This is a genomic window from Geodermatophilus aquaeductus, from assembly GCF_900182545.1.
GTDB classification, from domain to species: Bacteria; Actinomycetota; Actinomycetes; order Mycobacteriales; family Geodermatophilaceae; genus Geodermatophilus; species Geodermatophilus aquaeductus.
This window is the reverse complement of record NZ_FXTJ01000003.1, coordinates 230,617-256,536: the sequence shown is the minus strand read 5'-3', so window position 1 is coordinate 256,536 and position 25,920 is coordinate 230,617. Positions and strand designations below refer to the sequence as shown.

Here is a 25,920-nt window from a genome sequence, read left to right as displayed (position 1 = left end):
TCAGCGGACCGGTGACACCGACAGCGCCGTCCAGGTGCGCGGGTGCGCCGGGTGCAGCGCCCGGCAGGTGAGCTGCGCGGCCTCCTCGGCCGGCCGGCTCTCCACCCGCACCACGACGTCCCCGTCGGTCCCGCCGAGCACCACCTCGAAGCGCTCGACGCCGTCGGCGTCCTCGGCGCCGGTGCCGGCCAGCCGCCGCGACCCGCGCACTGGCAGGTCGTCGACCCCCAGCAGGCCCAGCCGCTCGCGCGCGGCCTGCTGGGCGGCCTGCGCCGGCAGCGCCACCCCGGCCCGCCCGCGCAGCCACGGCAACGCGACCTCGCCGCGGGCGTGCGCGTCCACCACGTCGGAGCCGTCGCCGGGGACCTGCCCGTAGGCGAAGCCGTGCGGCAGCACCAGCACGTTGGTGGCGAACCGGCAGCCGCCGAGGTGGCTGCACTCCCAGACGTCCGGCGCCGGCATCGACGCGGCCAGCGGCCGGCCGCGCAGCGCGCAGCAGGCGTCGTGCTGGCCGTGCGTGCACACCAGGTAGGTGGGCCGGTCGGTGCGCTCGCCGACCGAGCCGTCCCACGGCGCGTCGAGCAGGTCGGCGTCGTCGGTGCGCACCGACCACCACAGGCCCTCGCGGCCGGGGCGGCCGTCGGCGTAGGCCCAGCGGCGTCCGGAGTCGGCCAGCCGCCCACCCGGCCGGCGCACGAGCAGCACGCGCACGCCCTCGGCCCGCGCCCGCGCCGACAGCCGGGCGGCCACCGCCTGGTCGAAGCGCGACCCGGTGAGGGCGTCGCGGCCCCACGGGCCGGGCTGCTCGACCAGCAGCCAGCGCTGTGCCGGCCCGGCCGAGGCCACGGGGGAGTCCTCCCGGACCAGGGCCGTCACCGAGCAGCGGGTGGCGTCCAGCCGGCCGGCCCGCTCGGGTGCTGCTCCGCGTGCGGCGACCGCGCCGCTCACCCGGAGGGGAGCGGCCCGGTCACGACCCGGTCCCGAGGGCGTCGGCACGCTCCCCATCGTCCCCGCCGGCGTCCGGTGCCGGGGCGTCCGGTCCGGTCGGGCCGGGCTCGGGCGCGGTGGACGGGACGCCGTCGTACCCGTCGGCGCCCTGCACGGCGGCGTCGGCGACGAGCGCGACCGACTCGGTCACCAGCCGGCGGGCGAGGGTGAGCTGGTCGGCCGCGTCGAGCCCGGCCAGGTCGGCGACCTTGGCCTCGCCGGTGGCCAGCAGCCCGGTCAGCGCCGCGCGGGTCGAGGCGGGGAACTCCAGCCGGCGCCGGCCGGCGAGCAGGGCGACCCGCTCGCCGTCGGCGGTGGCGGGCGCGTCGCGCAGCGCGCAGCGCAGCCGGCGGCGCAGCCGCAGCACGGTGTCCGGCGAGAGCGCCGCGGCCGCGGTGGCCTGGGCCAGCGGCGCGACCGGCTCGGGGCGCACCTGCGACCACGTCCGCGAGCGCAGGCGGTCGGCGACCTCGTCGGGGTCGACCCGGCCGAGCCACTCCTGCAGCGCCGCGACGACGGTGGCGACGTCGTCGCGGACCGACGCCGGGTCGGCCAGGTCCAGGCCCAGCGGCAGCGACCGGCGCAGCTCGCGGTCCTCGGCGGCCAGCACCCGCACCAGGTCCAGCGCCGACTCCGCGGCCGCCCACCGGGTGACGGAGTGCACGCCGATGGTCAGGTGCGCGCTGGTCTGGCCCAGCGCGACGGCCGAGTGCAGGTAGCCGCGGGGCAGGTAGAGGGCGTCGCCCGCGCGCAGCACGGCGTCGATGACCGGCTCGCGCTCGGCGGCCGCGGCGACGGCGGCCGCGCGGTCGGTCCACGGCTGGGTGCGCAGCGGGTCGTCGAGCACCGGCGCGTGGATGGTCCAGTGCTTCTCGCCGGCCACCTGCAGCACGAAGACGTCGTGGACGTCGTAGTGGGGGGAGAAGCCGCGCGAGGACGGCGGCGTGATGTACGCGTTGACCTGCGTCGGGTGCCCCAGGTCGGCGGCGAGGGAGTCGGCGAACTCGATCAGCGGCGGCCAGAGCCGGTGCAGGCCCTGCAGGACCACGGTGCTGCCGTCGGCGAACAGCCGCAGCACGGCGTCGGAGGAGACCTGGTCGGCCACCTCGGCGCCGGCGCCGCCGGAGGTCGTGAAGCGCTGGGGGTCGACGACGGCGCCGTCCTTGGCGATGCGCAGGAACGGCGTGCGCAGGCCGCGGCGCGAGAGCAGCTCGTCGACAGCGGTCAGCGTCAGCAGGTCGGTGAACGACTCCCCGGTGTCCTCCGCGCGGGCGAGCAGCGGGCGGCGGGACCAGTACTCCTCGGCGAAAAGCGCGGGGTCGAGGTGCGTGCACCGGCGCAGGGCCGGGCGGGCATCAGCCCCACCCGGCCCCGCGACGGTCGGGTCCTGGCTCAGGCCGAACCGTCCGCGCCGCCGTCGGCACCACCGTCGGCGCCGCCATCCGAGCCGCCACCGGCCGCGCCGCCGTCGGCCGGGCCGTGACCGGCACCGCCGTCCGCGCCACCGTCCGCGCCGCCGTCCGCACCGCCGTCGGCGCCCCCGTCCGAGCCGCCACCGGCCGCGCCACCGTCGGCCGGGCCGTGACCCGCGCCGCTGTCGGCACCGCCGTCGGCGCCGCCGTCGTGCTGGCCGGGCGTGCCCTCGCCGGCGCCGCTGTCGGCCGGACCCTCCGTGCTGGTCATGTCGTCGTCGTCGAGCGCCATCGAGCTCCTCCGGGATCCGGGTCGGGACCGGCCGCCGGACGGCGGTCGGTCGCGTCCCACCTACCTCGATCACGGGCCGGTCACACATGCGTCGACCAGCGAGTTCCCGGCGCGCCGGGACACGCCGGGTGGGGCCGGGGGGACGACGCGCCACGGGCCGCGCGGTGCCGTTACCCTCCCCCGGTCGGTGCGAACAGGTGTTCGATCAGGGAGGGTCCGTGCGGTCGTCGGGGGCGCGTGCCGAGGGGTGCACGGTGCTGCACGTCGACATGGACGCGTTCTTCGCCAGCGTCGAGGTGCGCCGCCACCCCGAGCTGGCCGGCACCCCGGTGATCGTGGGCGGCGCGGGCAACCGCGGGGTGGTCACCTCGGCCACCTACGAGGCCCGCACCTACGGCGTGCACGCCGCCATGCCGACGGCGCGGGCGCTGCGGCTGTGCCCGACGGCGACCGTGCTGCCGGGGGACGTGGCGCTCTACGCCGAGGTGTCCCGGGCGGTCATGGCGCTGTTCCGCTCGGTGACGCCGGTCGTGGAGCCGCTGAGCCTGGACGAGGCGTTCCTCGACGTCAGCGGAGCCGGGCGCCGGCTGGGTGACGCCGCGGAGATCGGCGAGTACCTGCGCGCCCGCGTCTTCGACGAGCAGGGCATCACCTGCTCGGTCGGGGTGGCCGGCACCAAGTTCGTGGCCAAGCTGGCCTCCACCCGCGCCAAGCCCGACGGGCTGCTCGTCGTCCGCCCGGCCGAGGTCATCGACTTCCTGCACCCGCTGCCGGTCGGCGCGCTGTGGGGTGTCGGCGCCAAGACCGAGGAGGTGCTGCTGCGGCTGGGCCTGCGCACCGTCGGCGACCTCGCGCACGTCCCGGCGCGCACCCTGCAGCGGGCGGTCGGTCCGGCCGCCGGCAGCCACCTGCACGAGCTGGCCTGGGGCCGCGACCCGCGCCGGGTGGTGCCCGACGAGCCGGAGAAGTCGACCGGGCACGAGGAGACCTTCGCCACCGACGTCGACGACCCCGCCGTCATCCACCGGGAGCTGCTGCGGCTGTCGGAGCGGACGGCGGGCCGGCTGCGCGCCGGCGGCTGGCTGACCCGCACGGTGAGCATCAAGGTCCGCTTCGCCGACTTCACCACCCTCACCCGCAGCCGCACGCTCGGCGTCCCCACCGACGTCGGGCAGGAGCTGTACGAGACCGCCCGCGCGCTCTTCGACGCCCTCGGGCTGGACCGGGCGCGGATCCGGCTGGTCGGCGTCCGCGCCGAACGGCTGGTGCAGGCCGGTCAGGCGCCGCGCCAGCTCGAGCTCGGCGCCCGCGAGCACGGCCGCCGCGACGCCGAACTGGCCGCCGACCGGGCCGCCCGCCGGTTCGGCGCCGGCGCGGTCCGGCCCGCCACGCTGCTGCACCGCGACCGCGACCGCCGGCTGCGCTGACCCGGCGGCCTCCTGACCTGCTCCGACACCACCCGTGAGGGTGGTCGCGGGACGGGTGTGACGCGTCCCCGCACACTCGCCTTTCGCACCCCGCCCACGGCTCGTATCCTCGGTGACACCCCCGGGTATTCACCCGGGGGTGTTTGGCTCCGCCCACCTGGAGGTCTCGGTGCCGCTCTCCGAGCACGAGCAGCGACTACTGGAGCAGATCGAGCGCGCCCTCGTCGACGACGATCCCAAGTTCGCCTCCTCCGTCCGCACGGGTGACCGCAGGTTGAAGGCCCGGCGGAAGCTCCAACTGGGTGCGCTGCTGGTGCTGGTGGGCCTGGCCGTCCTCGTCGGCGGCGCGGTCGCCCCGTCGGTCCCGCTCGGCGTCCTGGGCTTCCTGGTGATGTTCGGCGGCGCCGCGCTCGGCGTCCTCAACTACCGCTCGGCCACCGGCGTCGTCGAGGCCGGCCCGGCCGGTGCCCGCGGCGGCGCGACCGCCGCCCGCGGCCGCGGTGGCAAGCCCCGCAAGCAGCCGCTGAAGAACCGGCTCGAGGAGCGCTTCCGCCGCCGGTACGACCAGTAGCCGCACCTCCCGCGACCTCCCCGACGGCCGCCGTCCCACCCGGGACGGCGGCCGTCGCCGTTCCCGCCCCAGGCGGCAGGAATGGCCATTCCTGCCGCCCGGGACAGGCGGGAGCGGGGCCTCAGGCGGGAGTGCGGCGGGGGAGCCGGGCGGTGACCGCGGCCCCGAGCGCGTCGCCCAGCGAGGCCGGCCACAGCAGCGCCCGCAGCCGGGTGCGGGGCGCGACCGCGGCGGTGAGCCCGTGCCGGGCCTGGGCCAGGGCGGTCCCCAGCGAAGGGTCGGCGGCCGCGCCGGGACGGCCGTAGCTCGCCGCCTCCTCCGCGCGGGCCAGCCGCCCGACCGCCTCGGCGGCACCGGCACCGCCGGCCCGGTGCGCACCGCGGCCCCCGCCCCCGTCGAGCAGGCGCGTGAGCGCGGCCGCCTGCTGGCGCGGCGTCTGCGCGGGATCCCAGGGCAGCCCGAGGTCGCGGGCGGTCGCGGCCAGCTCGTCCCACAGCGCGGCCGGGCTGTCGGCGGCGACCCGGCGGCGCCGCTGCAGCGCCCGCGCACCGGCCGGCGCGGCGCCCAGCAGGGCCAGGCCCAGCAGCACGCCGGCGCCCACGAGCACCGGCCGCGCCGACGACGACCCCTGCGCGGCGGTCTGGCCCGGCGGCACGGCGCCGTCCACCCGGTCCACCGGGGCCGACGTCGGGCCGGTGGGCGCGGTCGGGACCGTCGGCACGTCCTGCGGGCGCTCGAGCACCTCCTGGTCGGCCGGCCGCGGCGCCCACGGCAGGTCGACGGCGCGCTCGCTGTCGATCGGCGTCGGGTCGAACGGGATCCAGCCGAGGTCGTCGAAGTAGACCTCCACCCAGGCGTGCGCGTCGTCGCTGGTGACCATCCGGCCGCCGCCGGGCTGGACCCGGCCCGGCGTGTAGCCCAGCGCCACCCGGGCGGGGATCCCCGCGGCCCGGACCATCGCCGCCATCGCCCCGGCGTACTGCTCGCAGTAGCCCTGCTTGAGCCGCAGGAAGTCGGCGAGGTCGTCGCCGGTGGTGCCCGGCGTGGTGGAGAGGCTGTAGACGAAGCCGTTCTCCCGCGAGAAGTGGCGCTGGATGGCCAAGACCGCGTCGTAGGGGGTGGCCGCCCCGGCCGTCAGGCCCGCGACCAGCTCGGTGACGGTGGGGTCCAGCGGCGGCAGGGCGGTGTCGCGCTCGAGCACCGGCGAGCCGGCCGGCAGCGGGGCGGAAGCGCGCAGCTCGTCCGCGGAGGGCTGGGCCTCGACGGCGGTGACCTGCCAGCGCTCGCCGGTCGTGGACACGTCGCGGCCGAAGACGGTCCCGGCGGCCGGGTCGAACCGCCAGGCGCCGGGGTCGGAGATGGACACCGACAGCGGGGAGGCGAACACCGGCAGGAACCGGTCGTCGTGGCCGACGGCGGTGATGAGCGCCGTGACCTCCCGGCCCTCGCGGCGCCCGGGCAGCGGCGCGAGCTCCTCGGGCTGGGCCACCGACGCCTCGCCGTCGAGGTTGCCGACCGTCCAGCCCTCGTCGTCGGAGTAGACGTCGAGGGTCACCACGCGCAGGTAGCCGGGGTCGAGGACGGAGGCGTCGACCTGCAGGAGGTCGATCGGCTCGGGGAGGGTGAGCTGGCCCTGCAGGGCCGCGGCCGGGTCCAGCGCCGTCCCGGTGGATCCGCCGCCGCCCCCGTCGCCGAAGCCCTGCGCCAGCCGCCCCTCGGGCAGCGTCGGGACCACGCTGCCCACCACGAGGGCGACGGTCAGCGCGAGTACCGCGGTGCCGGTGGCGGCCAGCGCGCCGGCTCCGCCCCGGCCCGGAGGCCCGGAGGCCCGGCCGGCCAATCGCCGCGACTGGTCGGCCCACAGCAGCAGGGCCAGCCCGGCCGCCGGCGCCGCGACCGCCGCCAGGCCGATGCTCCCGGTCACCGTGCTGACCGGCACGCAGAACAGCACGAGCAGGCCGAGCCCGGCGAGGGCCGGCTGCCGGCCGCCGACGGCGATCAGGTCGACGACGACCGCGACGATGCCCACGAGCAGCACGGTCAGCGCCAGCAGCCCGGTCAGCGGCAGCGCCGGCGTCGACTGCTCGCGGATCTCGGCCGAGCCGTCGGTGAGCACCGCGCCCAGGCCGGCCAGCGAGCGCGGGGTGGGCAGCCAGCCGCCGATCGCGCCGGCGGGGGAGAACAGCAGCGTCATCAGGCACAGCAGCGCGGCGAGCTGGCCCAGCGGCACGAGGGGGACGCCGGCGGCGGCGGCGCGCGCGGGCAGGACGCGGCCGCCGGAGGCCCACGCCCACAGCGCCGGCCCGGCCGCCCGCAGCAGCAGCCCGGTGGCGGCGACCACGGCGATGGCGGCCAGCGCGGGCGGCACCCAGGCCGGGCGGGTGAAGACCGGTCCCAGCGCCCAGGCGCCGAGCGCCGTCGCGACCGCCGCGGCCAGCGTGGTCGAGCCCTCGCGGCGCAGCGTGCCCGGGACGGCGGGCGCGGCGGGGGGCGGCGGCGGAGGCACCGGTGGAGGGGGAACGGGGCCGCCGGCGCGGACCGGTGGCGGGGCGAGGGCGGTCACGCCGGCACCCCCAGGGTCCCGCCGGGCCGCAACCCGGCGCCGTCGCCGGCCAGGGCGAGGTCGGCCCACACGGCCTCGACGGTGCGGGAGGCGTCGGCGACCACCACCTGCCAGCCCGCGCCGCGCAGCAGCGTGGCCGACTGCTCTAGCTGGGCGGTGAGCGCGGCGCGGGCCGTGCCCGACAGGCCCCGCCGGCTGCGCGGGGAGGGGTCGGCCCAGCTGGTCACGTCGAGCAGGACGGCGACGTCGCGGGCCGGGCCCTGGCGCACCGAGACCAGCTCGGTGAGGTCGTCGGGGCCGACGGCGCCCAGCAGCGCCACGACCGGGCCCTCGCCGGCCGCGCGGTGCAGCTGCTCGGCGGCCTGCCCGAGGGCGGCGCCGCGGCTGGGGCCGAGCGCGGCCAGCCGGTCGAGCAGCTCGGTGCTGCCGAGACCCGTGGACACCCGCGCCGCGGCGCCCGCGGCCGGGGTGAGCTCGCCGCCGGTGGTGAGCACCCGCAGCACCGCGCCGCGCTGGGCCAGGTGCACGCCGATGCTGGCCGCGGCCTCCACCAGCCACTCGAGGCTGTCGTGCGGCGGTGCGGGGTCGCCGGGCGGGCCGGGGGGCGCGCTGCCGGCGGCCGGCCCGGGACCCGCGGCGCGGGTGAGCAGGTGCGCGCCCGCGCGGGTGTCGAGCAGCAGCGCCGCCTGGGCGCGCCAGGGCCGCTCCTCCAGCCGGACCATCAGCTCCCCGGTGCGCGCGGTGGCCCGCCAGTGCACCTTCCGCAGGTCGTCGCCGTGCCGGTACTGCCGGGTGCTGACGTCGTCCTCGCCGTGCACCGCGATGGACCGGCGGGCGCCCGCCCCGCCGCCCCCGTGCCCGCCGCCCGGGCCGCCGGGACCCAGCGGCCGCACCCGGGGCACCACCACGAGCGGAGCGCCGTCGGTGCCGCTGGTGGTGCGCTGCACCAGCCCGAAGGGATCGACCAGCCGCAGCCGCAGCGGGCCCAGCCGGAAGCGGCCGCGGCGGCCGCCGGACACCCGGTAGCGCATCGCGGCGGTGCCGCCCCCGGGCAGCCGCTCGACGACGAAGGAGGGGGTGCCGCCCAGCTCGGCGGGCAGCTGCTCCGACAGCAGCCACAGCCGGCCGGTGCGCCGGTCGGCGTTGGTCACCTCGAGCAGCACCTCGGCGTCCTGCCCGCGCGGCACCCGCGCCGGGCTCACCGTGCGCCGGACGCCGACGCGGAACCGCTGCCGGGCGACCGCCAGCGCCGACAGCAGCGGCAGCGCCAGCACGAAGACGGCGATCTGCACCAGAGGCCGCTCGCCGAGCAGCATGCCGAGGGCGAGCAGGGTGGCCCCGGCCGCGACCAGGCAGCGGCCGCGCAGGGTGAGCGAGGTCAGCGCCGTGCGCAGCGGCCCGCCCACGCCGGTCAGCGCCCGCGGAGGACGGGGACCGACGACAGCAGGCCCGCCACCACCTGCTCGGCGGTGCGGCGGGCGGCCGCGGCGTCGCCGGTGAGCAGCAGCCGGTGGGCGAGCACCGGGCCGGCCATCGCCTGGACGTCGTCGGGGAGCACGTGGTCGCGCCCAGCGAGCGCCGCCCAGGCGCGGGCGGTGCGCAGCAGCTGCAGCCCCGCGCGCGGGGACGCGCCCAGCCGCAGGTCGGGGGAGCGGCGGGTGGCCTCGACCAGCGCGACGACGTAGCGGCGGATGGCGTCGGAGACGTGCAGCCCCTGCACCGCGGTGACCAGCGCGCGCACCGTGGCGGCGTCGGCCACCGGTTGCAGGGTGGTCAGGGGGTCGGTGGTGCCGCGGTCGTCGAGCATGGCGATCTCGGACTCGCGGTCGGGGTAGCCCATGGACACCCGCGCGGTGAACCGGTCGCGCTGGGCCTCGGGGAGGGGATAGGTGCCCTCCATCTCCACCGGGTTCTGGGTGGCCATCACCAGGAACGGCCGGGCCAGCTCGTAGCTGACGCCGTCGACGGTGACCTGGCGCTCCTCCATGCACTCCAGCAGCGCCGACTGCGTCTTGGGGGAGGCCCGGTTGATCTCGTCGGCGACGACGACGTTGGCGAAGACCGCGCCGGGCTTGAACTCGAAGGCGCGCGTCTCCTGGTCGTAGACGGCCACGCCGGTCACGTCGCTCGGCAGCAGGTCGGGCGTGAACTGGATGCGGCGCACGCTGGCGTCGATCGAGGCGGCCAGGGCCTTGGCCAGCGTCGTCTTGCCGGTGCCGGGCACGTCCTCCACGAGCAGGTGCCCCTCGGCCAGCAGCACCACGAGGGCCAGGCGGACGACGTCGGGCTTGCCCTGGACGACGCGCGACACGTTCGCCGCGATCCGTGCGCCCTCGGCGGCGACGTCGACCGGCAGCCCTGCCGTCCCGTCAGCCGCACGCATGGTGTCGGTCACCCGACCCACGGTACGTGTCCGGAGCCGTCCGCAACGGCGATCGCGCTGCGGCTCGGCGTCGGCCCGGTGCCGGCCCGGGGTCGGCCCCACGCCGTCCTGGCCGGTGCCCGCCCGGTCCCCACCCGGGCCCTCCACGGGAGGTCCCCGGGACCCCTCCCGGCGGGCGCGCACCCCACCGCGCCCCACCCGGCCGCCCCCGGCCGTCCCCACGCCCCTGACCTGCACGCGAGCGGGTGGAGGAGAGCGGTCACGACATGGTGTCGAGTGGTGTCTGGTGGGGCGTAGTGGGTTAGGGTGTGGCGCGGTGGGGAGCCAGGGCCCGTCCCGGGTCCGCGGAGGACACGAGGAGGACCGATGGGGGAGGTGATCCGGTGTTCGTCGGCAGCTTCGCGTTGCGTCTGGACGAGAAGGGCCGGCTCGCACTCCCCGTGCGGTTCCGCGACCAGGTGGCCGACGGCATGGTGATCAAGAAGGGGCAGGAGCGCTGCATCTACGGCCTGACCCTGGCCCGGGTCGCCGAGCAGAGCCGCGCCGCCGCGTCGATGGCTCCCGCCGACACCGCCGAGGCCCGCATGCGGGCCCGCATGAGCTTCGGCTCGATGGTCGAGGTCGAGCCGGACAAGACCGGTCGCATCACCATCCCGGCCAACCTCCGCCAGTACGCCGGCCTCGACCGCGACGTCGTCGTGGTCGGTGTCGACACCCGTTTCGAGATCTGGGACCAGGCCACGTGGGACGCCTACGTGGAGGAGCAGGAGGCGGCCTACGCCGCCATGGAGAGCGAGGGGATGCCCACGCTGTCCTGACCCCCGTCCCGCCGGTCGCCCCGTCCGCCGCGCGCCCCGTCGCGAGCCGTCTTCCCCGCGGCTCGACCGGACGCGGCCCGAACCGCCTTCCCCGCGGCTCGGTCCCCGCGCGGAACCGGCGCCTCCCCGCGCCGCCGGCCGGACCGGCCACCGGCATCCGGCGACCCCCGCCCCCCGCGGCCACCTGACGCTCTTCCCCGGCGCCAGGCGGTCCCGCGGGGGGTGGGGGTCTCCTCTTCCCCGGGCCCGGCCCGCACTCCCCGCGCGGCACGCCCGGCGAGCTCCCGCAGCCGACCCGCCGTCCGCGTCACCATGAGACGCCCGCCCCGCCCCCGGGGGCCCGACCTGCGAGGAGGACGACGTGAGCACGCCCGCGGTGCACGTGCCGGTGCTCCTCGACCGCGTCACCGAGCTGCTCGGGCCGGCCTGCGCCGCCGAGGGCGCCGTGCTCGTCGACGCCACCCTCGGCCTGGCCGGCCACTCACTGGCCCTGCTCGACGCCCACCCGGGGCTGCGCCTGGTCGGCCTCGACCGCGACCCCCAGGCCCGCGCCGAGGCCGCCGCCCGCATCGCCGCCGCCGGCCACACCGACCGCGCCACCCTCGTGCCGGCCGTCTTCGACGAGCTGCCCGACGTCCTCGACCGGCTCGGCCTGACCGAGGTGCAGGCGGTGCTGTTCGACCTCGGCGTCTCCTCGCTGCAGCTCGACCGGCCCGAGCGCGGCTTCAGCTACGCCGGCGACGGGCCGCTGGACATGCGGATGGACCCCGACGCCCCCCGCAGCGCCGCCGACGTCGTCAACACCTACCCCGCGGCCGAGCTCGCCCGGGTGCTGCGCGTGTACGGCGAGGAGCGCTTCGCCTCCCGCATCGCCGCGGCGATCGTCCGCGAGCGGGCCCGCGAGCCGTTCACGCGCACCGAGCGGCTGGCTCACCTGGTGCGCGAGTCCATCCCCGCCGCCACCCGCCGCACCGGCGGCCACCCGGCCAAGCGGACCTTCCAGGCGCTGCGGATCGAGGTCAACGACGAGCTCGGCGCCCTGCAGCGGGCGCTGCCCGCCGCGCTGGACGCGCTCGCCGTGGGCGGCCGGGTCGCCGTCATCACCTTCCACTCGCTCGAGGACCGCATCGTGAAGCAGACCCTCGCCGCCGGTGCCACCGACCGCACGCCGCCGGAGCTGCCGGTCCGGCTGCCCGAGTACGGCCCCGTGCTGCGGCTGCTCACCCGCGGCGGCGAGGGACCCGGCGACGACGAGCTCGCCGCCAACCCGCGCGCGGCCTCGGCCCGGGTCCGCGCGGCCGAGCGCATCCGGCGGGCGGCATGAGCGCCGCCGCCCGTGCCTCGCGCGCCGAGCCGACCCCGCCGGGGGAGCGGGCCACCCGGACCTCGCCGTCGCGGCCGCTGCGCGCCGTCCCCGGCCGGACCCGCACCACCGGACCGGCCCCCCGCCTCACCCCGGCCCGGACCGCCAGCACCCGGACCGCCACCGGCCGCACCCCGGCGCCCGAGCTGCGGCTGCTGCCCGGGGGCGCGGCCCGCACCCGCCGGGCCGACGCCCGGCGGCGCGCGCCCTTCGCCCTGGCGCTCGTCGCGCTGCTGGTGCTCACCACCATCGGCCTGCTGGTCCTCAACACCGCGATCGCGGTCAACTCGCTGCGGGCCACCGAGCTGCGGACCGCCAACGCCGAGAAGGCCGAGGAGGTCCAGGAGCTCGAGCAGCAGGTCGTCTCCGGCAGCACGCCGGCGCAGCTCGCCGCGGCCGCCGTCGCGGCGGGCCTGGTGCCCGCCGGGGCGGCGGGCCACCTCGTCGTGGGCGGCGACGGCACGGCCGTCCTGCGCGGCGCCCCCGAGCCGGCGCCCGTCCCCGGGGCGCCCGAGGGGGAGGGCTGAGGTGGCCCCGCCCGTCCGCGGCCCCGAGCCCGGCCGCCGCACCGCCCCCCGCACCGCTGCCCGCGGGAGCCGGGGCGCCGTCCCCCGTCCCGCTCCCCGCGCCGGGGCGCCGCGCGGCCCCCGCGAGCCCCTGACCCGGGACCTGCTGCCGCGGTCGGGGGCCTTCGCGCCCCGCCGCGCCCCCGGCATCCGGCGGGTCGGCCGGCCCCTGACCTCCGGCCCCGGGCGGCTGTGGTGGGGCCTGGTGCTCGTCGTCGTCCCGCTGCTGGTGGTCACCGGCAAGCTGGTGCTGCTGCAGGGCGTCGACGGCGCGGCCTACGCCACCGCCGCCGAGCAGGACCGGCTGCGCACCTATCCCATCGCCGCCCTGCGCGGCGCGATCGTCGACCGCGACGGCAACCCCTTCGCCTACACCGTCGACGCCTCGCGGGTGGTGGCCGACCCGACCGTGGTCGAGGACCCCGAGCGCACCGCCCTGGCGCTCACCGCGCTGCTCGACGTGCCGGTGTCGGACCTGACCGGGGAGCTCACCCGCGACGGCCGCTACGTCGTCCTCGCCCGGCAGGTGTCGCCGGAGACCGTCGACGCCATCGACGCGCTCGACCTGGCCGGGATCGTCTTCGAGGACGACCCGGTGCGGCTCTACCCGACCGGGACCGTCGGCGGGCAGGTGATCGGCTTCGTCGGCCGCGACGGCGACGGCCTGGCCGGCGTCGAGCTGCAGTTCCAGGACGCGCTCGCCGGCACCGACGGGCAGCGCCGGGTCGAGGTGGGCAGCGGCGGCAACCCGATCCCCTCGGGCATCGACGAGTCCATGCCGGCCACCGACGGCAGCACCGTCGAGCTGACGATCGACCAGGACGTGCAGTACACGACCGAGCAGCGGCTGGCCGAGGCCTGCGCCGACGGCGCGACCACCCGCGCCTCCGCCGTGGTGCTCGACGTGCGCACCGGCCAGGTCGTGGCCATGGGGTCCTGCCCCGGCTATGACCCCGCCCAGGCCGGCAGCACCGACGCCGAGCTGCTCGGCAACCCGCTGGTCTCCGACGTCTTCGAGCCCGGCTCGGTGATGAAGGCGGTCACCATGGCCGCCGCCATCGAGGAGGGCCACGCCACCCCTGACCGGGTGCTCAGCGTCAACGGCCACATCCAGGCCGGCGACGCCGTCGTCACCGACGCCCACGACCACGCCCCGGTCGACTGGACGGTCACCGGCATCCTCGCCAAGTCCAGCAACGTCGGCACGATCATGCTGGCCCGGGAGGTCGGCGACGAGACGCTCGAGCGCTACCTGCGCGCCTTCGGTCTCGGCTCGGAGACCGGCATCGAGCTGCCCGGCGAGAGCGCCGGCATCCTGCAGGACTCCGCCGACTGGACCGAGAGCCGCGCGGCCAACGTGCCGATCGGGCAGGGCGTGTCGGTGACGACGCTGCAGATGGCCTCGATCTACCAGGCCATCGCCAACGGCGGCGTGCGCGTCCCGCCGCGGGTGGTGGCCTCGGTGACCGCGCCCGACGGGACGACGTCGACCCCCGCCGCGCCGGAGGCGACCCGCGTCGTCAGCGAGGACACCGCCGACGACCTCGCCCACATGCTCGAGGCCGTCGTCGGCCCCGGCGGCACCGCGCCGCTGGGCGAGGTCGACGGCTACCGGGTCGCCGGCAAGACCGGGACCGCGCAGCGGGCCAACCCGGAGTGCGGCTGTTACGAGGGCGGCGGCTACGTGACCACCTTCGTCGGCTTCGCCCCCGCCGACGACCCGCAGTACGTCGTCGCGGTCGACCTCGAGCGGCCCACCAGCTCCGCCGAGGGCGGCCAGGTCGCCGCGCCCGTCTTCGCCGACGTCATGCGCTACGTGCTCACCGAGGGCGGGGTGGTGCCCTCCGGCACGCCGCGGCCGGACTTCGCGCTCACCGGCGAGGACCTCGCCGAGGCCGCGACCGGCGGCCCCGCCGGCGACTGACGGTGCACTTCCGTGGAAGTGCACCGCGCACTTCCGCGGAGTTGCACGGGACGGACACCGCCGAGGGCCCGCGGGTGCGCGGGACGGGACCGGCCCGCCGGTAGATTGGCCCGACGTGAGCCCGACCGGACCCGGGTCGGTGCCCCGGCCAGCGGGGACCCGCCCGCTCGCCCTCAGCGCGCTGCGCGACCTCCTCGGCGACCCCGTGCAGGGGGACCCCGCGACGACGGTCACCGGCGTCACGCTGGCCTCGCCCGAGGTGCGCCCCGGCGACCTCTACGCCGCCCTCCCCGGCGCCCGCACCCACGGCGCGCGCTACGCCGCCGACGCCGCCGGGCGCGGGGCCGTCGCCGTCCTCACCGACCCCGCCGGCCGGGAGGAGGCCGCCGCCACCGGCCTGCCGGTGTGCGTCGTGGACGCGCCGCGGGCGCTGCTCGGCGACGTCGCCGCCCGGGTCTACGGCGAGCCCGCCCGCCGGCTGCCGGTCATCGGCATCACCGGCACCAACGGCAAGACGACGACGGCGTACCTGGTCGAGGCCGGCCTGGCCGCCGCCGGGCACGGCACCGGGCTGATCGGCACCGTGCAGACCCGCGTGCGCGCGCGGGGGAGCGAGACCGCCTTCCCCAGCGTCCGCACCACGCCCGAGGCGCCCGTGCTGCACGCACTGCTGGCGACCATGGCCGAGTCCGGCGTCGACACCGTGGTCATGGAGGTCTCCAGCCACGCGCTGGTGCAGGGCCGGGTCGGCGGCGTGCCCTTCGCCGTGGCCGGGTTCACCAACCTCAGCCAGGACCACCTCGACTTCCACCGCGACCTCGAGGACTACTTCCGGGCCAAGGCGCTGCTGTTCGACGGCCGCGCGGCGCGGGAGGTCGTCGTGGTGGACGACGACCACGGCCGCCGCCTGGCCGCGATGCTGGGGGAGCGGGCGGTCACCGTCTCCGCCGAGGGCGCCGGGACGGACTGGAGCGCCACCGGCATCGAGCGGGCCCCCGACGGCGGCTCGGCGTTCACCGTCACCGGCCCGGGCGGCACCTGGCCCGCGCGGGTGCGGCTGCCCGGGCGGTTCAACGTCACCAACGCCGTGCTCGCCGTCGCACTGCTCGACGCGGTCGGCGTGCCGGTGCCGGCGGCCCTCGAGGGGATCGGCGGCGCGGTCGTCCCGGGCCGCATGGAGCCGGTCGACGCCGGCCAGCCGTTCACCGCCGTCGTCGACTACGCGCACACCCCCGACGCCGTCGCGTCCGCGCTCGCCGCGCTGCGCGGCGCCACGACCGGCAGGCTGGTCACCGTGCTCGGCTGTGGCGGTGACCGCGACCCCGGCAAGCGCCCCGCGATGGGCGCCGCCGCGGCGCTCGGCAGCGACCACCTCGTCGTCACCGACGACAACCCGCGTTCGGAGGACCCCGCGGCCATCCGCGCCGCCGTCCTCGCCGGGGTGCCGGCCGAGCGGCGCGGGTCGGTCGAGGAGATCGGCGACCGCCGGGCGGCCATCGCCCGCGCGGTCGCACTGGCACGCCCCGGCGACACCGTCCTGGTGGCCGGCAAGGGACACGAGTCGGGTCAGGAGGTCGCCGGCACCGTGACGCCGTTCGACGACCGCGCGGTGCTGCGCGAGGTCATCACCGGGGACACCGCCGGGAACCCCGCCGGGGCGGCCCGCCGGTGATCGCCCTGACCCTCGCCGAGGTCGCGGAGGCCGTCGGCGCAGCGCTGCCGCACGCCGCCGAGGGGACCGTCACCGGCGTCACCCTCGACTCGCGCACCGTCGGCGCCGGCGACCTGTTCGTCGCCGTCGCCGGGGAGCGCGTCGACGGCCACGACTTCCTCGACGCCGCGGCCGCCGCCGGCGCCGTCGCCGCGCTGACCACCCGCCCCGGCGGGCCGCTGCCGGCGCTGGTCGTCGACGACGCCGTCGCCGCGCTCGGCCGGCTGGCCGCCGCGGTGCACGCCCGGCTGGCCGAACGGGGCCTGTTCACCCTCGGCATCACCGGCTCCTCGGGCAAGACCTCGACCAAGGACCTGCTCGGCCAGGTGCTCGCCGCCGCCGGGCCCACGGTCAGCCCGCCCGGCTCGTTCAACAACGACATCGGCCTGCCGCTCACCGTGCTCTCCGCCGACGAGACGACCCGCTACCTGGTGCTGGAGATGGGCGCGCGCGGCGTCGGCCACATCGCCCGGCTGTGCGCCGTCGCCCGGCCCGACGTCGGCGTCGTCCTGAACGTCGGCTCGGCGCACCTGGGCGAGTTCGGCTCGGCCGACGGGATCGCGCTGGCCAAGGGCGAGCTGGTCGAGGCGCTCCCGGAGTCGGGCACCGCCGTCCTCAACGCCGACGACCCGCGGGTGCTCGGGATGGCGCCGCGCACCCGGGCCCGAGTGGTCACCACCGGCCGGTCCGAGGGCGCCGACGTCCGCGCCACCGGCGTCACGCTCGACGACGCCGCCCGCGCCCGCTTCACCCTCGCCGCCGCCGGCGAGGAGCACCCGGTGGCCCTGCGGGTCGTGGGGGAGCACCAGGTGGCCAACGCGCTGTCGGCCGCGGGCGCCGCGCTCGCCGCCGGCATGACTCCCGCCGCGGTCGCCGCGGCACTGTCGGCGGCGGAGCCGCGCAGCCGCTGGCGCATGGAGGTCACCCGCCGCGCCGACGGCGTGACCGTGGTCAACGACGCCTACAACGCCAACCCCGAGTCGATGCGCGCCGCCCTCGCTGCGCTGGCCGGGCTGCCGGCCACCCGCCGGGTCGCCGTCCTCGGCGGGATGGCCGAGCTCGGCCCCGACGCCGACGCCGAGCACGAGCGGCTCGGACGCGACGCGGTCGCCGCCGGGGTCGACCTGCTCGTCGCCGTCGGAGCCGATGCGGTAGGGATGGTGGCGGGTGCCACGGCCGCCGGTGCCCACCAGGGGGAGGGCCACGGGACGAGCGTCGGGGGGACGCGCGTCGTGTCCGTGCCCGACCGGGCGGCCGCACTCGACCAGCTCTCGGAGGTACTGGTGCCCGGTGACGTCGTGCTGGTGAAGGCCAGCCGGTCCCACGGGCTGGAGGTCGTGGCCGACGGCCTGCTGGCCGACGCCGGGGCCGCAGCCGGGCTCGCAGCCGACGGCGGCCCGGCCGGGGCGGGCGCGTGAAGTCCGTCCTCATCGCCGCGGCCTTCGGGCTGTTCATCTCGATCCTCTGCACCCCCGTGGCCGTCCGGGTCTTCCGCCGGCGCGGCTTCGGGCAGGAGATCCGCGACGACGGCCCCGAGTCGCACCTGTCCAAGAAGGGCACGCCCACCATGGGCGGGACCGTGATCGTCGGCGCGACGGTCGGCGGCTACCTGCTCTCCCACCTCTTCCTCATCGGCCAGCCCAACCGCGGGGTCACCGCCAGCGGCCTGCTGGTGCTGTTCCTGATGGTGGGCCTGGGCACCGTCGGCTTCCTGGACGACTACCTCAAGATCCGCTTCCGGCGCAGCCTGGGGCTGAACAAGACCTCGAAGCTGGTCGGCCAGCTGGTGGTCGGCGTCGCCTTCGCCGTGCTCGCCCTGAACTTCCCGGACGAGGCCGGCGTGCGGCCGGCCTCGGAGTTCGTCTCCTTCGTCCGCGACATCGACCCGCTGTTCCTCGGCTCGGTGGGCTTCGTGATCCTGGCCTACCTGTTCATCGCCGGGTTCTCCAACGCGGTCAACCTGACCGACGGCCTGGACGGGCTGGCGGCCGGCTGCTCGGCGATGGTCTGCGGCGCCTACACGGTCATCTCGTTCTGGCAGTTCACCCACGACTGCTCCGGCGCGCTGGTCGACGGCTGCTACCAGGTGCGCGACCCGCTCGACATCACGCTGGTGGCCGCCGCCGGGCTCGGCGCCTGCCTGGGCTTCCTGTGGTGGAACACCAGCCCGGCGCGGATCTTCATGGGCGACACCGGGTCGCTGGCCCTCGGCGGCCTGCTCGCCGGGCTGGCCGTCGTCACTCGCACCGAGCTGCTGCTCATCGTCCTCGGCGGCCTGTTCGTGGCGGTGACCCTCTCGGTGGTCATCCAGGTGGCCTTCTTCCGCGCCACCCGCCGCCGGGTGTTCCGGATGGCCCCGCTGCACCACCACTTCGAGCTGGCCGGGTGGGCGGAGAACACCGTGATCGTGCGGTTCTGGCTGGTCACCGGCATGGCCGTCGCCTTCGGCCTCGGCCTGTTCTACGCCGACTGGCTGTCCATCACCGGACTGTGAGCACGCGGTCGGGGAGCGTGCCGGTCCGCGGGGACCGGGCGCGACACGCCAGGCCGTTGACCCGGCTGCGCGCCGGCAGCGGCGACGATGGCGGGATGGACGGCCGGAGCGAGTCGACCCGCACCCGCCGCACGCCCCGCCGGGCGCCCGCAGCCGGGACGCGCCCGCGGCTGCGCGGACCCGCCTGGCTCGACGGCCCCATGACCAGCTGCCACCTCGTCATCGGTGCCGCCGGGCTGCTGCTGGCCATCGGGCTGGTGATGGTCTTCTCCGCCTCCTCGATCGAGGCGGCGCTGGCCGACCAGCCCGCCTGGCGCCCCGGCGTGGACCAGCTGCTGTTCGCCGCGCTGGGCCTGGTCGCGCTGGGGGTGGCCGTGCGGCTGCCCGCGGGGCTGGTCCGCCGCTGGTCGCCGATCGCGCTGGTGGTCGTCGTCGTGCTGCTGCTGGCGGTGCTCGTGCCGGGCATCGGGGTCGAGTACAACGGCTCCCGGGCCTGGATCAGCCTCGGCTTCACCGACTTCCAGCCCTCCGAGCTGTCCAAGCTCGTCGTCTCCCTGTGGGGCGCGCACGTGCTGGCCGTGCGTGGGCGGCACCTGACGGTCAAGACGCTGCTGCTGCCGCTGATCCCCGTCTTCGTCCTGCTGTGCGGGCTGCTCATGCTCGAGCCGGACTTCGGCGCGGTCGTCAGCCTGCTGCTCGTCGTGATGGGCCTGCTCTACGCCGGCGGGCTGCCCGGCCGGCTCTGGGCGGTCGGCGGGGCGAGCGTGGTCACCCTCGTCGTCCTCATGGTCGGGACGTCGGAGTACCGGATGGAGCGGGTCACCGCCTTCCTCCACCCCTTCGACGACCCCACCGACACCGGCTTCCAGGCCATCCGCGGCTTCTACGCCCTGGCCACCGGCGGCCTGTGGGGCGTGGGCCTGGGCAACAGCGCCATGAAGTGGAACCTGCTGCCCGAGGCCGAGTCCGACTACATCTTCGCGATCATCGGCGAGGAGCTCGGCTTCCTCGGCTGCCTGGTCGTCATCACCCTCTACGCGGTGCTGGCCTACGCCGGCTTCCGCATCGCCCGCCGCTCGGCCGACCGCTTCGTGTCGCTGGCCAGCGTGGCGATCACCGTCTGGCTGGTCGGCCAGGCGGCCCTGAACATGGGCTACGTGGTGGGTCTGCTCCCGGTCACCGGGGTCACCCTGCCGCTGGTCTCCGCCGGTGGCACCTCGCTGGTGCTCACCCTCTTCATCGTGGGACTCCTCATCCGCTTCGCCCGATCCGAGCCCGAGGCCATCGAGCACCTGCGCCGCGTCCCGCGCGGCCGCCTGGCCCGCTGGCTGCTGCCCGTCCCCGCGCACGCCGTCGACCCCGTCCGGCCCCGCCGGTCCCGTCCCGAGCGGGCGCCGCGCCCGGTGGGCCGCCGTCCCGTCGAGGCCCACCCGGTCCGGCGCGCCGCCGACGGCCGGCCGGCCGACCGGCGCGCGCCTTCCCCGGCCGCCCGGCGTCCCGAGCGGGACCGCGTCCCGGCCCGCCCGGCCGACCGCGACCGGACGCCCGGGCGCCCGGCCGACCGCCCGGGGCGGTCCCGGTGAGCCCGCTGTCGGTGGTCCTGGCCGGTGGCGGCACCGGCGGCCACATCGAGCCGATGCTGGCGCTCGCGGACGCGCTGACCCGCCGCGCGGAGGGGCCGCGGGTCACCTGCCTGGGCACCGCCCGCGGCATGGAGACCCGGCTGGTGCCCGCCCGCGGCTACGACCTGCGGCTCATCCCGCCGGTCCCGCTGCCGCGCAGGCCCACCCTCGACCTGCTGCGCGTGCCCGGCCGGGTGCGCCGGTCGGTCGCCGAGACCCGCGCGCTGCTCGACGAGCTGGCCGCCGACGTCGTCGTGGGGTTCGGCGGGTACGTGGCGCTGCCGGCCTACCTGGCCGCCCGGCGGGCGGGGGTGCCGGTGGTCGTGCACGAGCAGAACGCGCTGCCGGGGCTGGCCAACCGGATCGGGGCGCGGATCGCCGCCCGCGTGGCGGTCACCGTGCCGGACACGCCGCTGCACCGCGGCGAGCACGTCGGCATGCCGCTGCGTACGGCGATCAGCGGCCTGGACCGCGCTGCCCGCCGCGCCGAGGCGCGGGAGACCTTCAGCCTGGACGCCGACCGGCCCACGCTGCTGGTCTTCGGCGGCTCGCAGGGCGCCGCCTCGCTCAACCGGGCGGCCACCGCCGCGGCCGACGCCCTGACCGCGGCCGGGGTGCAGGTGCTGCACGCCCGCGGCCCGAAGAACACCGACGTCACGGTGCCGCCCCGCCCGGCCGGCGCGGCGCCCTACGTCGTCGTCGACTACCTGGAGCGGATGGACCTCGCCTACGCCGCCGCGGACCTGGCGCTGTGCCGCTCGGGCGCGGTGACCGTCGCCGAGCTGTCGGCGGTGGGCCTGCCCGCGGCGTTCGTCCCGCTGCCGATCGGCAACGGCGAGCAGCGGCGCAACGCCCTGCCGGTGGTGGAGGCCGGCGGCGGGCTGCTGGTCGACGACGCCGACCTCTCGCCGTCCTGGATCGAGGCCACCCTGCTGCCGCTGCTCACCGACCCCGCCGCGCTGTCGTCCTACGCCGCGCACGCCGCGGCGGCCGGCGTGCCCGACGCCGACGAGCGGCTGGCCGACATCGTGCTGGAGGTGGCGCGCGGTGACCGCTGACGCGACGGCAGCCTGGAGCGCGCCGGTGCCCTCGCTGGCGGAGCTCGGCGCGGTGCACTTCGTCGGGATCGGCGGTGCCGGCATGAGCGGCATCGCACGCATCCTGCTGGCCCGCGGGGTGCGGGTCTCCGGCAGCGACCGTCGGGACACCCCGACCCTGCTGGCACTGCGCGCGCTGGGCGCCCGGGTGGAGGTCGGGCACGAGGCCGGCCACCTCGGCGACGCCGACAGCGTGGTCGTCTCCTCGGCGATCCGCGAGGACAACCCCGAGCTCGCCGCCGCCCGCGCCCGCGGGCTGCTGGTGCTGCCCCGCGCGGTCGCGCTGGCCGCGGTCATGGCGGGGCTGCGCAGCGTCGCCGTCGCCGGGACGCACGGCAAGACGTCGACCACCTCGATGCTCACCGTGGCCGTGCAGGCCTGCGGGGTCGACGCCTCGTTCGCCATCGGCGGCACCCTCAACGAGTCGGGCAGCAACGCGCACGCGGGGGAGAGCGACGTCTTCGTCGCCGAGGCCGACGAGAGCGACCGCTCCTTCCTGCTGCTGGCCCCGCATGGCGCGATCGTCACCAACGTCGAGGCCGACCACCTGGACAACTACGGCGACCTCGCCGCGGTCGAGGCGGCCTTCGACCGGTTCCTCGGGACGGTGCACCCCGACGGGTTCGTCGTCCTGTGCGCCGACGACCCCGGCGCGGTTCGGCTGCGCGGCGTCCCGACGCCGGCCCGGGTGCGCACCTACGGCACCGCCGCCGACGCCGACCTGCGGCTGGTGGACCTCGACGTCGGGCCGGACGCCACGAGCTGGACCGCCGTCCTGGACGGCGCGGTGCTCGGCCGGGTCCGGATCCGGGTGCCCGGCGAGCACATGGCCCGCAACAGCGCCGCCGCGCTGCTGGCCGGCATCGAGCTCGGGCTCCCCGCCGAGGGGCTGATCGCCGGGCTCGAGCGCTTCGGCGGCGTGCACCGCCGGTTCGAGCTCAAGGGCGTGGCCGCCGGGGTGCGCGTCTACGACGACTACGCCCACCACCCGACCGAGGTGACTGCCCAGCTGCACGCCGCCCGCGCGGTGGCCGGCGACGGGCGGGTCGTCGTCGCCTTCCAGCCGCACCTCTACAGCCGCACCCGCGAGTTCGCGACCGCCTTCGGCGCGGCGCTCGGCCTGGCCGACGAGGTCGTGGTGATGGACGTCTACGGCGCCCGCGAGGACCCGGTGCCCGGCGTCACCGGCGCGCTGGTGGCCGACGCCGTGCCGCTGCCGCCGGAGCAGGTGGCCTTCGAGCCCTCGTGGTCGGCGGCCGCACCCGCGCTGGCCGGCCGCGCCCGCCCCGGCGACCTGGTCATCACCATGGGCGCCGGCAACGTCTCCATGCTCGGCCCGGAGGTCCTCACCGTGCTGGACGGCGGCGCCCCCGGCGACGGGGACGCACACCGGTGAGCCGCTCCGGTCTGACGACCGCCGACCGGGAGCGCGGGATCCCGGCCGAGGTCGTCCGGCCGGCCCGGCGCCGCCCGCGCCGCGACACCCCGGCCGACCGCCGCCGCCGGCGGATCGTCCGCGCGGTGGTCGCCGTCGCCGTCGTCGCCCTGGCCTGGTGGGCGGTGTGGGCCAGCCCGCTGCTGGCCGTGCACCAGGTCCGCGTCGACGGCGCCACGACGCTCACCGCCGAGCAGGTGCGCTCCGCGGCCGGCGTCCCCGAGGGGACGCCGCTGCTGCGGGTCGACGTCGACGCCGCGGCGGCGCGCGTGGCCCGGCTGCCCCAGGTGGCCGACGTCTCGGTCACCCGCGGCTGGCCGCGCAGCGTCGTCGTCACCGTGGTGGAGCGGCGGCCGGTCGCGGTGGTCGAGCAGGCCGGCACGCGCTCGCTGGTCGACGCCTCCGGTGTGCTCTTCGACACCGTCACCGGCGAGGCGCCCGACGGCGTCGTCCCGCTCGACGTCGCCTCGCCCGGCCCCGACGACCCGGCCACCCGGTCGGCGCTGGGCGCGCTGGTGTCGCTGCCGGCCGACGTCCGCGCGCAGGTCACCGGCGCCCGGGCCACCACCGGCGAGGACGTCACGCTGACCCTCGCCGACGGCACGGCCGTCGTCTGGGGGGGTGCCGAGGACGCCGACGACAAGGCCGCGGCCCTCGTCGCCCTGCTGGCCCAGGTCGACTCCGGCGCGCTCGACCCCGCGGCCACGATCGACGTCAGCGCGCCGCGCGCCGTCGTCCTTCGGTGACCGGCGCCTGCTCGCTGAGGGTGCTCGGGCGGGCGCGCACAGCGGTTCCGGCGGTGCGCCGCCGACACGCCCACCACCGCGACACGCCCGACACGCTGCACCGATCCGATTCGTCCCCGTGCCGCTCGGTCGACGACTCTCGAGCCGAGGTGGAGGCCTGTGGCAGGCGGGTCGTCACCGACCGTGGTGCAGATGTGACCACCGGGTCGTCAGGTGTCCGTGAGGTGTCGTGCTCGCGACACGCCGGGCCGGGGAGGGTGCTTGTAGGGCCGGACGTGCCCCACCTAACTTCGACCGCGTCGACCCAGTTGACATAACACTAAGTCTCCACTTGAGGATGAGGGTCGAGGTCGGGAGCCCCACATGACACCTCCGCACAACTACCTCGCGGTCATCAAGGTCGTCGGCATCGGCGGCGGCGGTGTGAACGCGGTCAACCGGATGATCGAGGTCGGTCTGAAGGGGGTGGAGTTCATCGCCATCAACACCGACGCGCAGGCGCTGCTGATGAGCGACGCCGACGTCAAGCTCGACGTCGGCCGCGAGCTCACCCGTGGCCTCGGCGCCGGCGCGCAGCCCGACGTCGGCCGCCAGGCCGCCGAGGACCACCGCGAGGAGATCGAAGAGGTGCTCAAGGGCGCCGACATGGTCTTCGTGACCGCCGGCGAGGGCGGCGGCACCGGCACCGGCGGCGCGCCCGTCGTCGCCTCGATCGCCCGCAAGCTCGGCGCACTGACCATCGGTGTGGTCACCCGGCCGTTCTCCTTCGAGGGCAAGCGCCGCGCGGTGCAGGCCGAGTCGGGGATCGAGGAGCTGCGCAACGAGTGCGACACGCTCATCGTCATCCCCAACGACCGGCTGCTGCAGCTCGGTGACCGCAACGTCAGCGTGATGGACGCCTTCCGCACCGCCGACCAGGTGCTGCTCTCCGGTGTCCAGGGCATCACCGACCTGATCACCACGCCCGGCCTGATCAACCTGGACTTCGCCGACGTCAAGTCGGTCATGTCCGGCGCGGGCTCGGCGCTCATGGGCATTGGCAGCGCCCGCGGCGACAACCGCGCGCTGCTCGCGGCCGAGCAGGCCATCGCCAGCCCGCTGCTGGAGGCCTCGATGGAGGGCGCCCACGGCGTCCTGCTGTCGATCTCCGGCGGGTCGGACCTCGGCCTGTTCGAGATCAACGAGGCCGCCTCGCTGGTGTCGGACGCCGCGCACGCCGACGCCAACATCATCTTCGGTGCGGTCATCGACGACGCCCTGGGCGACGAGGTCCGCGTGACCGTCATCGCCGCGGGCTTCGACGGCGGCCGGCCCTCGTCCCGCAAGGACGGCGCCGTCGCGTCCGTGCCGGCCGCACCCCCGGCCGCGCCGAGCCGGTTCGGTTCGCCGCCGCCGGTCGCCCCCGCCCCGCCGCGGGCGACGGGGGAGCGGCTCGTCGGGCACGTCCCGCCGGCGCCCGTGGCCCCGGTGGCCCAGCCGGCGCCCGCCCCGGCTCCGGCCCGGCCGGCGCCGCCCACGGGTGGCGGGATCACCGTCCCGCCGCTGCCCCCGGTGCAGAACCAGGCCGCGGCCGCCTCGGCCGGTCGCCGGCCGCTGGGCAACGAGGACTTCGAGGAGGAGCTCGACATCCCGGAGTTCCTCCGCCAGTGACGGACCCCGACTCCCCGGCCCGCTCGCAGGATCCCGCCGCGAGCGTGCGAGCGGTGGGGGGCGAGGGGGTCCTTACTTCGACCCCGGCCGCCCCGCCGGCGGTGCGCCCCCGACGGGTGGTCACCGACCGGCGGGGCGGCCGCTCGCGTCCGCCCTACGACGCGTTCAACCTCGGCGTCCACGTCGGCGACGACCCGGTCGACGTCGCGGCCAACCGGGAGCGCCTGGCCCGCGAGCTCGGCGTGCCCGGCGAACGGCTGGTGTGGATGGACCAGGTCCACGGCACCGGCGTCGCCGTCGTCGACGGGCCGGTCGAGGCCCCGCTGCCCGCCACCGACGCGCTGGTGACCCGCACGCCCGGCCTGGTGCTGTGCGTGCTGGTCGCCGACTGCGTGCCCGTGCTCCTGGCCGACCCGGTCGCCGGGGTGGTCGCCGCCGTGCACGCCGGGCGCGAGGGCGTCCGCCAGGGCGTCGTCGCCGCCACGCTGGCCGCCATGGCGCGGCTGGGCAGCCGGCCGGCCGACACCACCGCGCTGCTCGGCCCGGCCGTCTGCGGTGCCGACTACGAGGTGCCGCGGGAGATGCAGGCCGAGGTGGCCCGGGTGGCGCCCGCGGCCGCCGTCCGCACCCGGAGGGGGACGCCGGGGCTGGACCTGCGCGCCGGCCTCGCCGAGCTGCTGACCCGCGCCGGACTGCCCCAGGTGGTCCACGACCCGCGCTGCACCGTCGAGGACCGGCGGCTGTTCAGCCACCGCCGCGACGGCGTCACCGGGCGCCAGGCCGGCGTCACCTGGCTGGGTTGAAGGACCCTCCTGCCCCCCACCCCTCGCTGACGCTCGGGGCGGGCCCCTGCAGGAGG

Annotated in this window: 21 protein-coding genes; 15 read left to right on the top strand and 6 right to left on the bottom strand. The window is 77.5% G+C overall.

What is annotated here, in order from left to right:
• From FN207_RS10090 to FN207_RS10080, 3 genes are all read right to left on the bottom strand, one after another.
• Entirely contained in the window at positions 1-948 is a 948-nt protein-coding gene (locus FN207_RS10090) for a sucrase ferredoxin (RefSeq protein ID WP_246065958.1), read from the bottom strand.
• Between the two features lie 19 nt (positions 949-967).
• Positions 968-2,092 carry a cupin domain-containing protein gene (locus FN207_RS10085; protein WP_342778725.1) on the bottom strand — a complete coding sequence of 375 codons (1,125 nt, stop codon included), beginning with the start codon at positions 2,090-2,092 and terminating at the stop codon, positions 968-970.
• A 287-nt stretch (positions 2,093-2,379) separates the two neighbouring features.
• The gene (locus FN207_RS10080) at positions 2,380-2,691 is read right to left on the bottom strand and encodes a BatC protein (protein ID WP_110907807.1); all 312 of its coding nucleotides are present in this window, start codon (positions 2,689-2,691) and stop codon (positions 2,380-2,382) included.
• 254 nt (positions 2,692-2,945) lie between these two features.
• Here FN207_RS10080 and dinB point away from each other — a divergent pair, with 254 nt between their 5' ends.
• Together dinB and FN207_RS10070 are read left to right on the top strand one after the other, a co-directional pair.
• On the top strand, positions 2,946-4,118 hold the full coding sequence (gene dinB, locus FN207_RS10075; RefSeq protein ID WP_246065957.1) for a DNA polymerase IV: 1,173 nt from the start codon (positions 2,946-2,948) through the stop codon (positions 4,116-4,118).
• Between the two features lie 139 nt (positions 4,119-4,257).
• Positions 4,258-4,689, top strand: a complete 432-nt coding sequence (locus FN207_RS10070; protein WP_246065956.1) for a DUF3040 domain-containing protein — start codon at positions 4,258-4,260, stop codon at positions 4,687-4,689.
• Positions 4,690-4,810: 121 nt separating this feature from the next.
• Here FN207_RS10070 and FN207_RS10065 read toward each other — a convergent pair whose 3' ends face one another.
• From FN207_RS10065 to FN207_RS10055, 3 genes are read right to left on the bottom strand one after another with little or no spacing between them, the layout of a single operon-like run.
• On the bottom strand, positions 4,811-7,252 hold the full coding sequence (locus FN207_RS10065; RefSeq protein ID WP_246065954.1) for a transglutaminaseTgpA domain-containing protein: 2,442 nt from the start codon (positions 7,250-7,252) through the stop codon (positions 4,811-4,813).
• A complete protein-coding gene (locus FN207_RS10060) occupies positions 7,249-8,658 on the bottom strand; it encodes a DUF58 domain-containing protein (RefSeq protein ID WP_246065952.1) in 1,410 nt (469 codons plus the stop codon). The genes FN207_RS10065 and FN207_RS10060 overlap by 4 nt, the downstream gene beginning before the upstream one ends.
• A 5-nt stretch (positions 8,659-8,663) precedes the next feature.
• The gene (locus tag FN207_RS10055; protein ID WP_246065950.1) at positions 8,664-9,647 is read right to left on the bottom strand and encodes an AAA family ATPase; all 984 of its coding nucleotides are present in this window, start codon (positions 9,645-9,647) and stop codon (positions 8,664-8,666) included.
• 371 nt (positions 9,648-10,018) lie between these two features.
• Between FN207_RS10055 and mraZ the strand changes: the two genes are divergently transcribed.
• The 13 genes from mraZ (at position 10,019) to pgeF (ending at position 25,864) form a co-directional block, all read left to right on the top strand.
• Positions 10,019-10,453, top strand: coding sequence for a division/cell wall cluster transcriptional repressor MraZ (mraZ, locus tag FN207_RS10045; RefSeq protein WP_110907804.1), 435 nt, complete (start codon positions 10,019-10,021; stop codon positions 10,451-10,453).
• A 361-nt stretch (positions 10,454-10,814) separates the two neighbouring features.
• Positions 10,815-11,777, top strand: a complete 963-nt coding sequence (gene rsmH, locus FN207_RS10040; RefSeq protein WP_142458361.1) for a 16S rRNA (cytosine(1402)-N(4))-methyltransferase RsmH — start codon at positions 10,815-10,817, stop codon at positions 11,775-11,777.
• On the top strand, positions 11,774-12,343 hold the full coding sequence (gene ftsL / locus FN207_RS10035) for a cell division protein FtsL (protein ID WP_142458360.1): 570 nt from the start codon (positions 11,774-11,776) through the stop codon (positions 12,341-12,343). Before rsmH ends, ftsL begins: the two co-directional genes overlap by 4 nt.
• A gap of 1 nt (position 12,344) precedes the next feature.
• Complete coding sequence (locus tag FN207_RS10030; protein ID WP_246065949.1) at positions 12,345-14,306, top strand: peptidoglycan D,D-transpeptidase FtsI family protein; 1,962 nt, start codon at positions 12,345-12,347, stop codon at positions 14,304-14,306.
• A 115-nt stretch (positions 14,307-14,421) separates the two neighbouring features.
• Positions 14,422-15,978: a UDP-N-acetylmuramoyl-L-alanyl-D-glutamate--2,6-diaminopimelate ligase gene (locus FN207_RS10025; RefSeq protein ID WP_142458359.1), complete on the top strand. Its 1,557-nt coding sequence runs from the start codon at positions 14,422-14,424 to the stop codon at positions 15,976-15,978.
• A complete protein-coding gene (locus tag FN207_RS10020) occupies positions 15,975-17,435 on the top strand; it encodes a UDP-N-acetylmuramoyl-tripeptide--D-alanyl-D-alanine ligase (protein WP_142458358.1) in 1,461 nt (486 codons plus the stop codon). Before FN207_RS10025 ends, FN207_RS10020 begins: the two co-directional genes overlap by 4 nt.
• Positions 17,432-18,511, top strand: a complete 1,080-nt coding sequence (mraY, locus tag FN207_RS10015) for a phospho-N-acetylmuramoyl-pentapeptide-transferase (protein WP_142458357.1) — start codon at positions 17,432-17,434, stop codon at positions 18,509-18,511. The genes FN207_RS10020 and mraY overlap by 4 nt, the downstream gene beginning before the upstream one ends.
• A 95-nt stretch (positions 18,512-18,606) precedes the next feature.
• On the top strand, positions 18,607-20,094 hold the full coding sequence (gene ftsW, locus FN207_RS10010) for a putative lipid II flippase FtsW (RefSeq protein WP_246065948.1): 1,488 nt from the start codon (positions 18,607-18,609) through the stop codon (positions 20,092-20,094).
• Positions 20,091-21,191 carry an undecaprenyldiphospho-muramoylpentapeptide beta-N-acetylglucosaminyltransferase gene (murG, locus tag FN207_RS10005; protein ID WP_246065947.1) on the top strand — a complete coding sequence of 367 codons (1,101 nt, stop codon included), beginning with the start codon at positions 20,091-20,093 and terminating at the stop codon, positions 21,189-21,191. Before ftsW ends, murG begins: the two co-directional genes overlap by 4 nt.
• Entirely contained in the window at positions 21,181-22,626 is a 1,446-nt protein-coding gene (murC, locus tag FN207_RS10000) for a UDP-N-acetylmuramate--L-alanine ligase (protein WP_142458356.1), read from the top strand. The genes murG and murC overlap by 11 nt, the downstream gene beginning before the upstream one ends.
• On the top strand, positions 22,623-23,411 hold the full coding sequence (locus FN207_RS09995) for a cell division protein FtsQ/DivIB (protein ID WP_246065946.1): 789 nt from the start codon (positions 22,623-22,625) through the stop codon (positions 23,409-23,411). The genes murC and FN207_RS09995 overlap by 4 nt, the downstream gene beginning before the upstream one ends.
• Positions 23,412-23,774: 363 nt before the next feature.
• On the top strand, positions 23,775-25,061 hold the full coding sequence (gene ftsZ / locus FN207_RS09990) for a cell division protein FtsZ (protein ID WP_142458355.1): 1,287 nt from the start codon (positions 23,775-23,777) through the stop codon (positions 25,059-25,061).
• A 53-nt stretch (positions 25,062-25,114) separates the two neighbouring features.
• Positions 25,115-25,864 (top strand): peptidoglycan editing factor PgeF, encoded by a 750-nt coding sequence (pgeF, locus tag FN207_RS09985; protein ID WP_221888130.1) that lies wholly within the window; start codon positions 25,115-25,117, stop codon positions 25,862-25,864.
• Positions 25,865-25,920 lie beyond the last annotated feature (56 nt).

Coding starts and splice junctions, on each gene's coding strand:
- FN207_RS10080 (WP_110907807.1), bottom strand. CDS start 2,691: ATGGCGCTCGACGACGACGACATGACCAGCACGGAGGGTCCGGCCGAC.
- ftsL (WP_142458360.1), top strand. CDS start 11,774: ATGAGCGCCGCCGCCCGTGCCTCGCGCGCCGAGCCGACCCCGCCGGGG.
- ftsW (WP_246065948.1), top strand. CDS start 18,607: ATGGACGGCCGGAGCGAGTCGACCCGCACCCGCCGCACGCCCCGCCGG.
- ftsZ (WP_142458355.1), top strand. CDS start 23,775: ATGACACCTCCGCACAACTACCTCGCGGTCATCAAGGTCGTCGGCATC.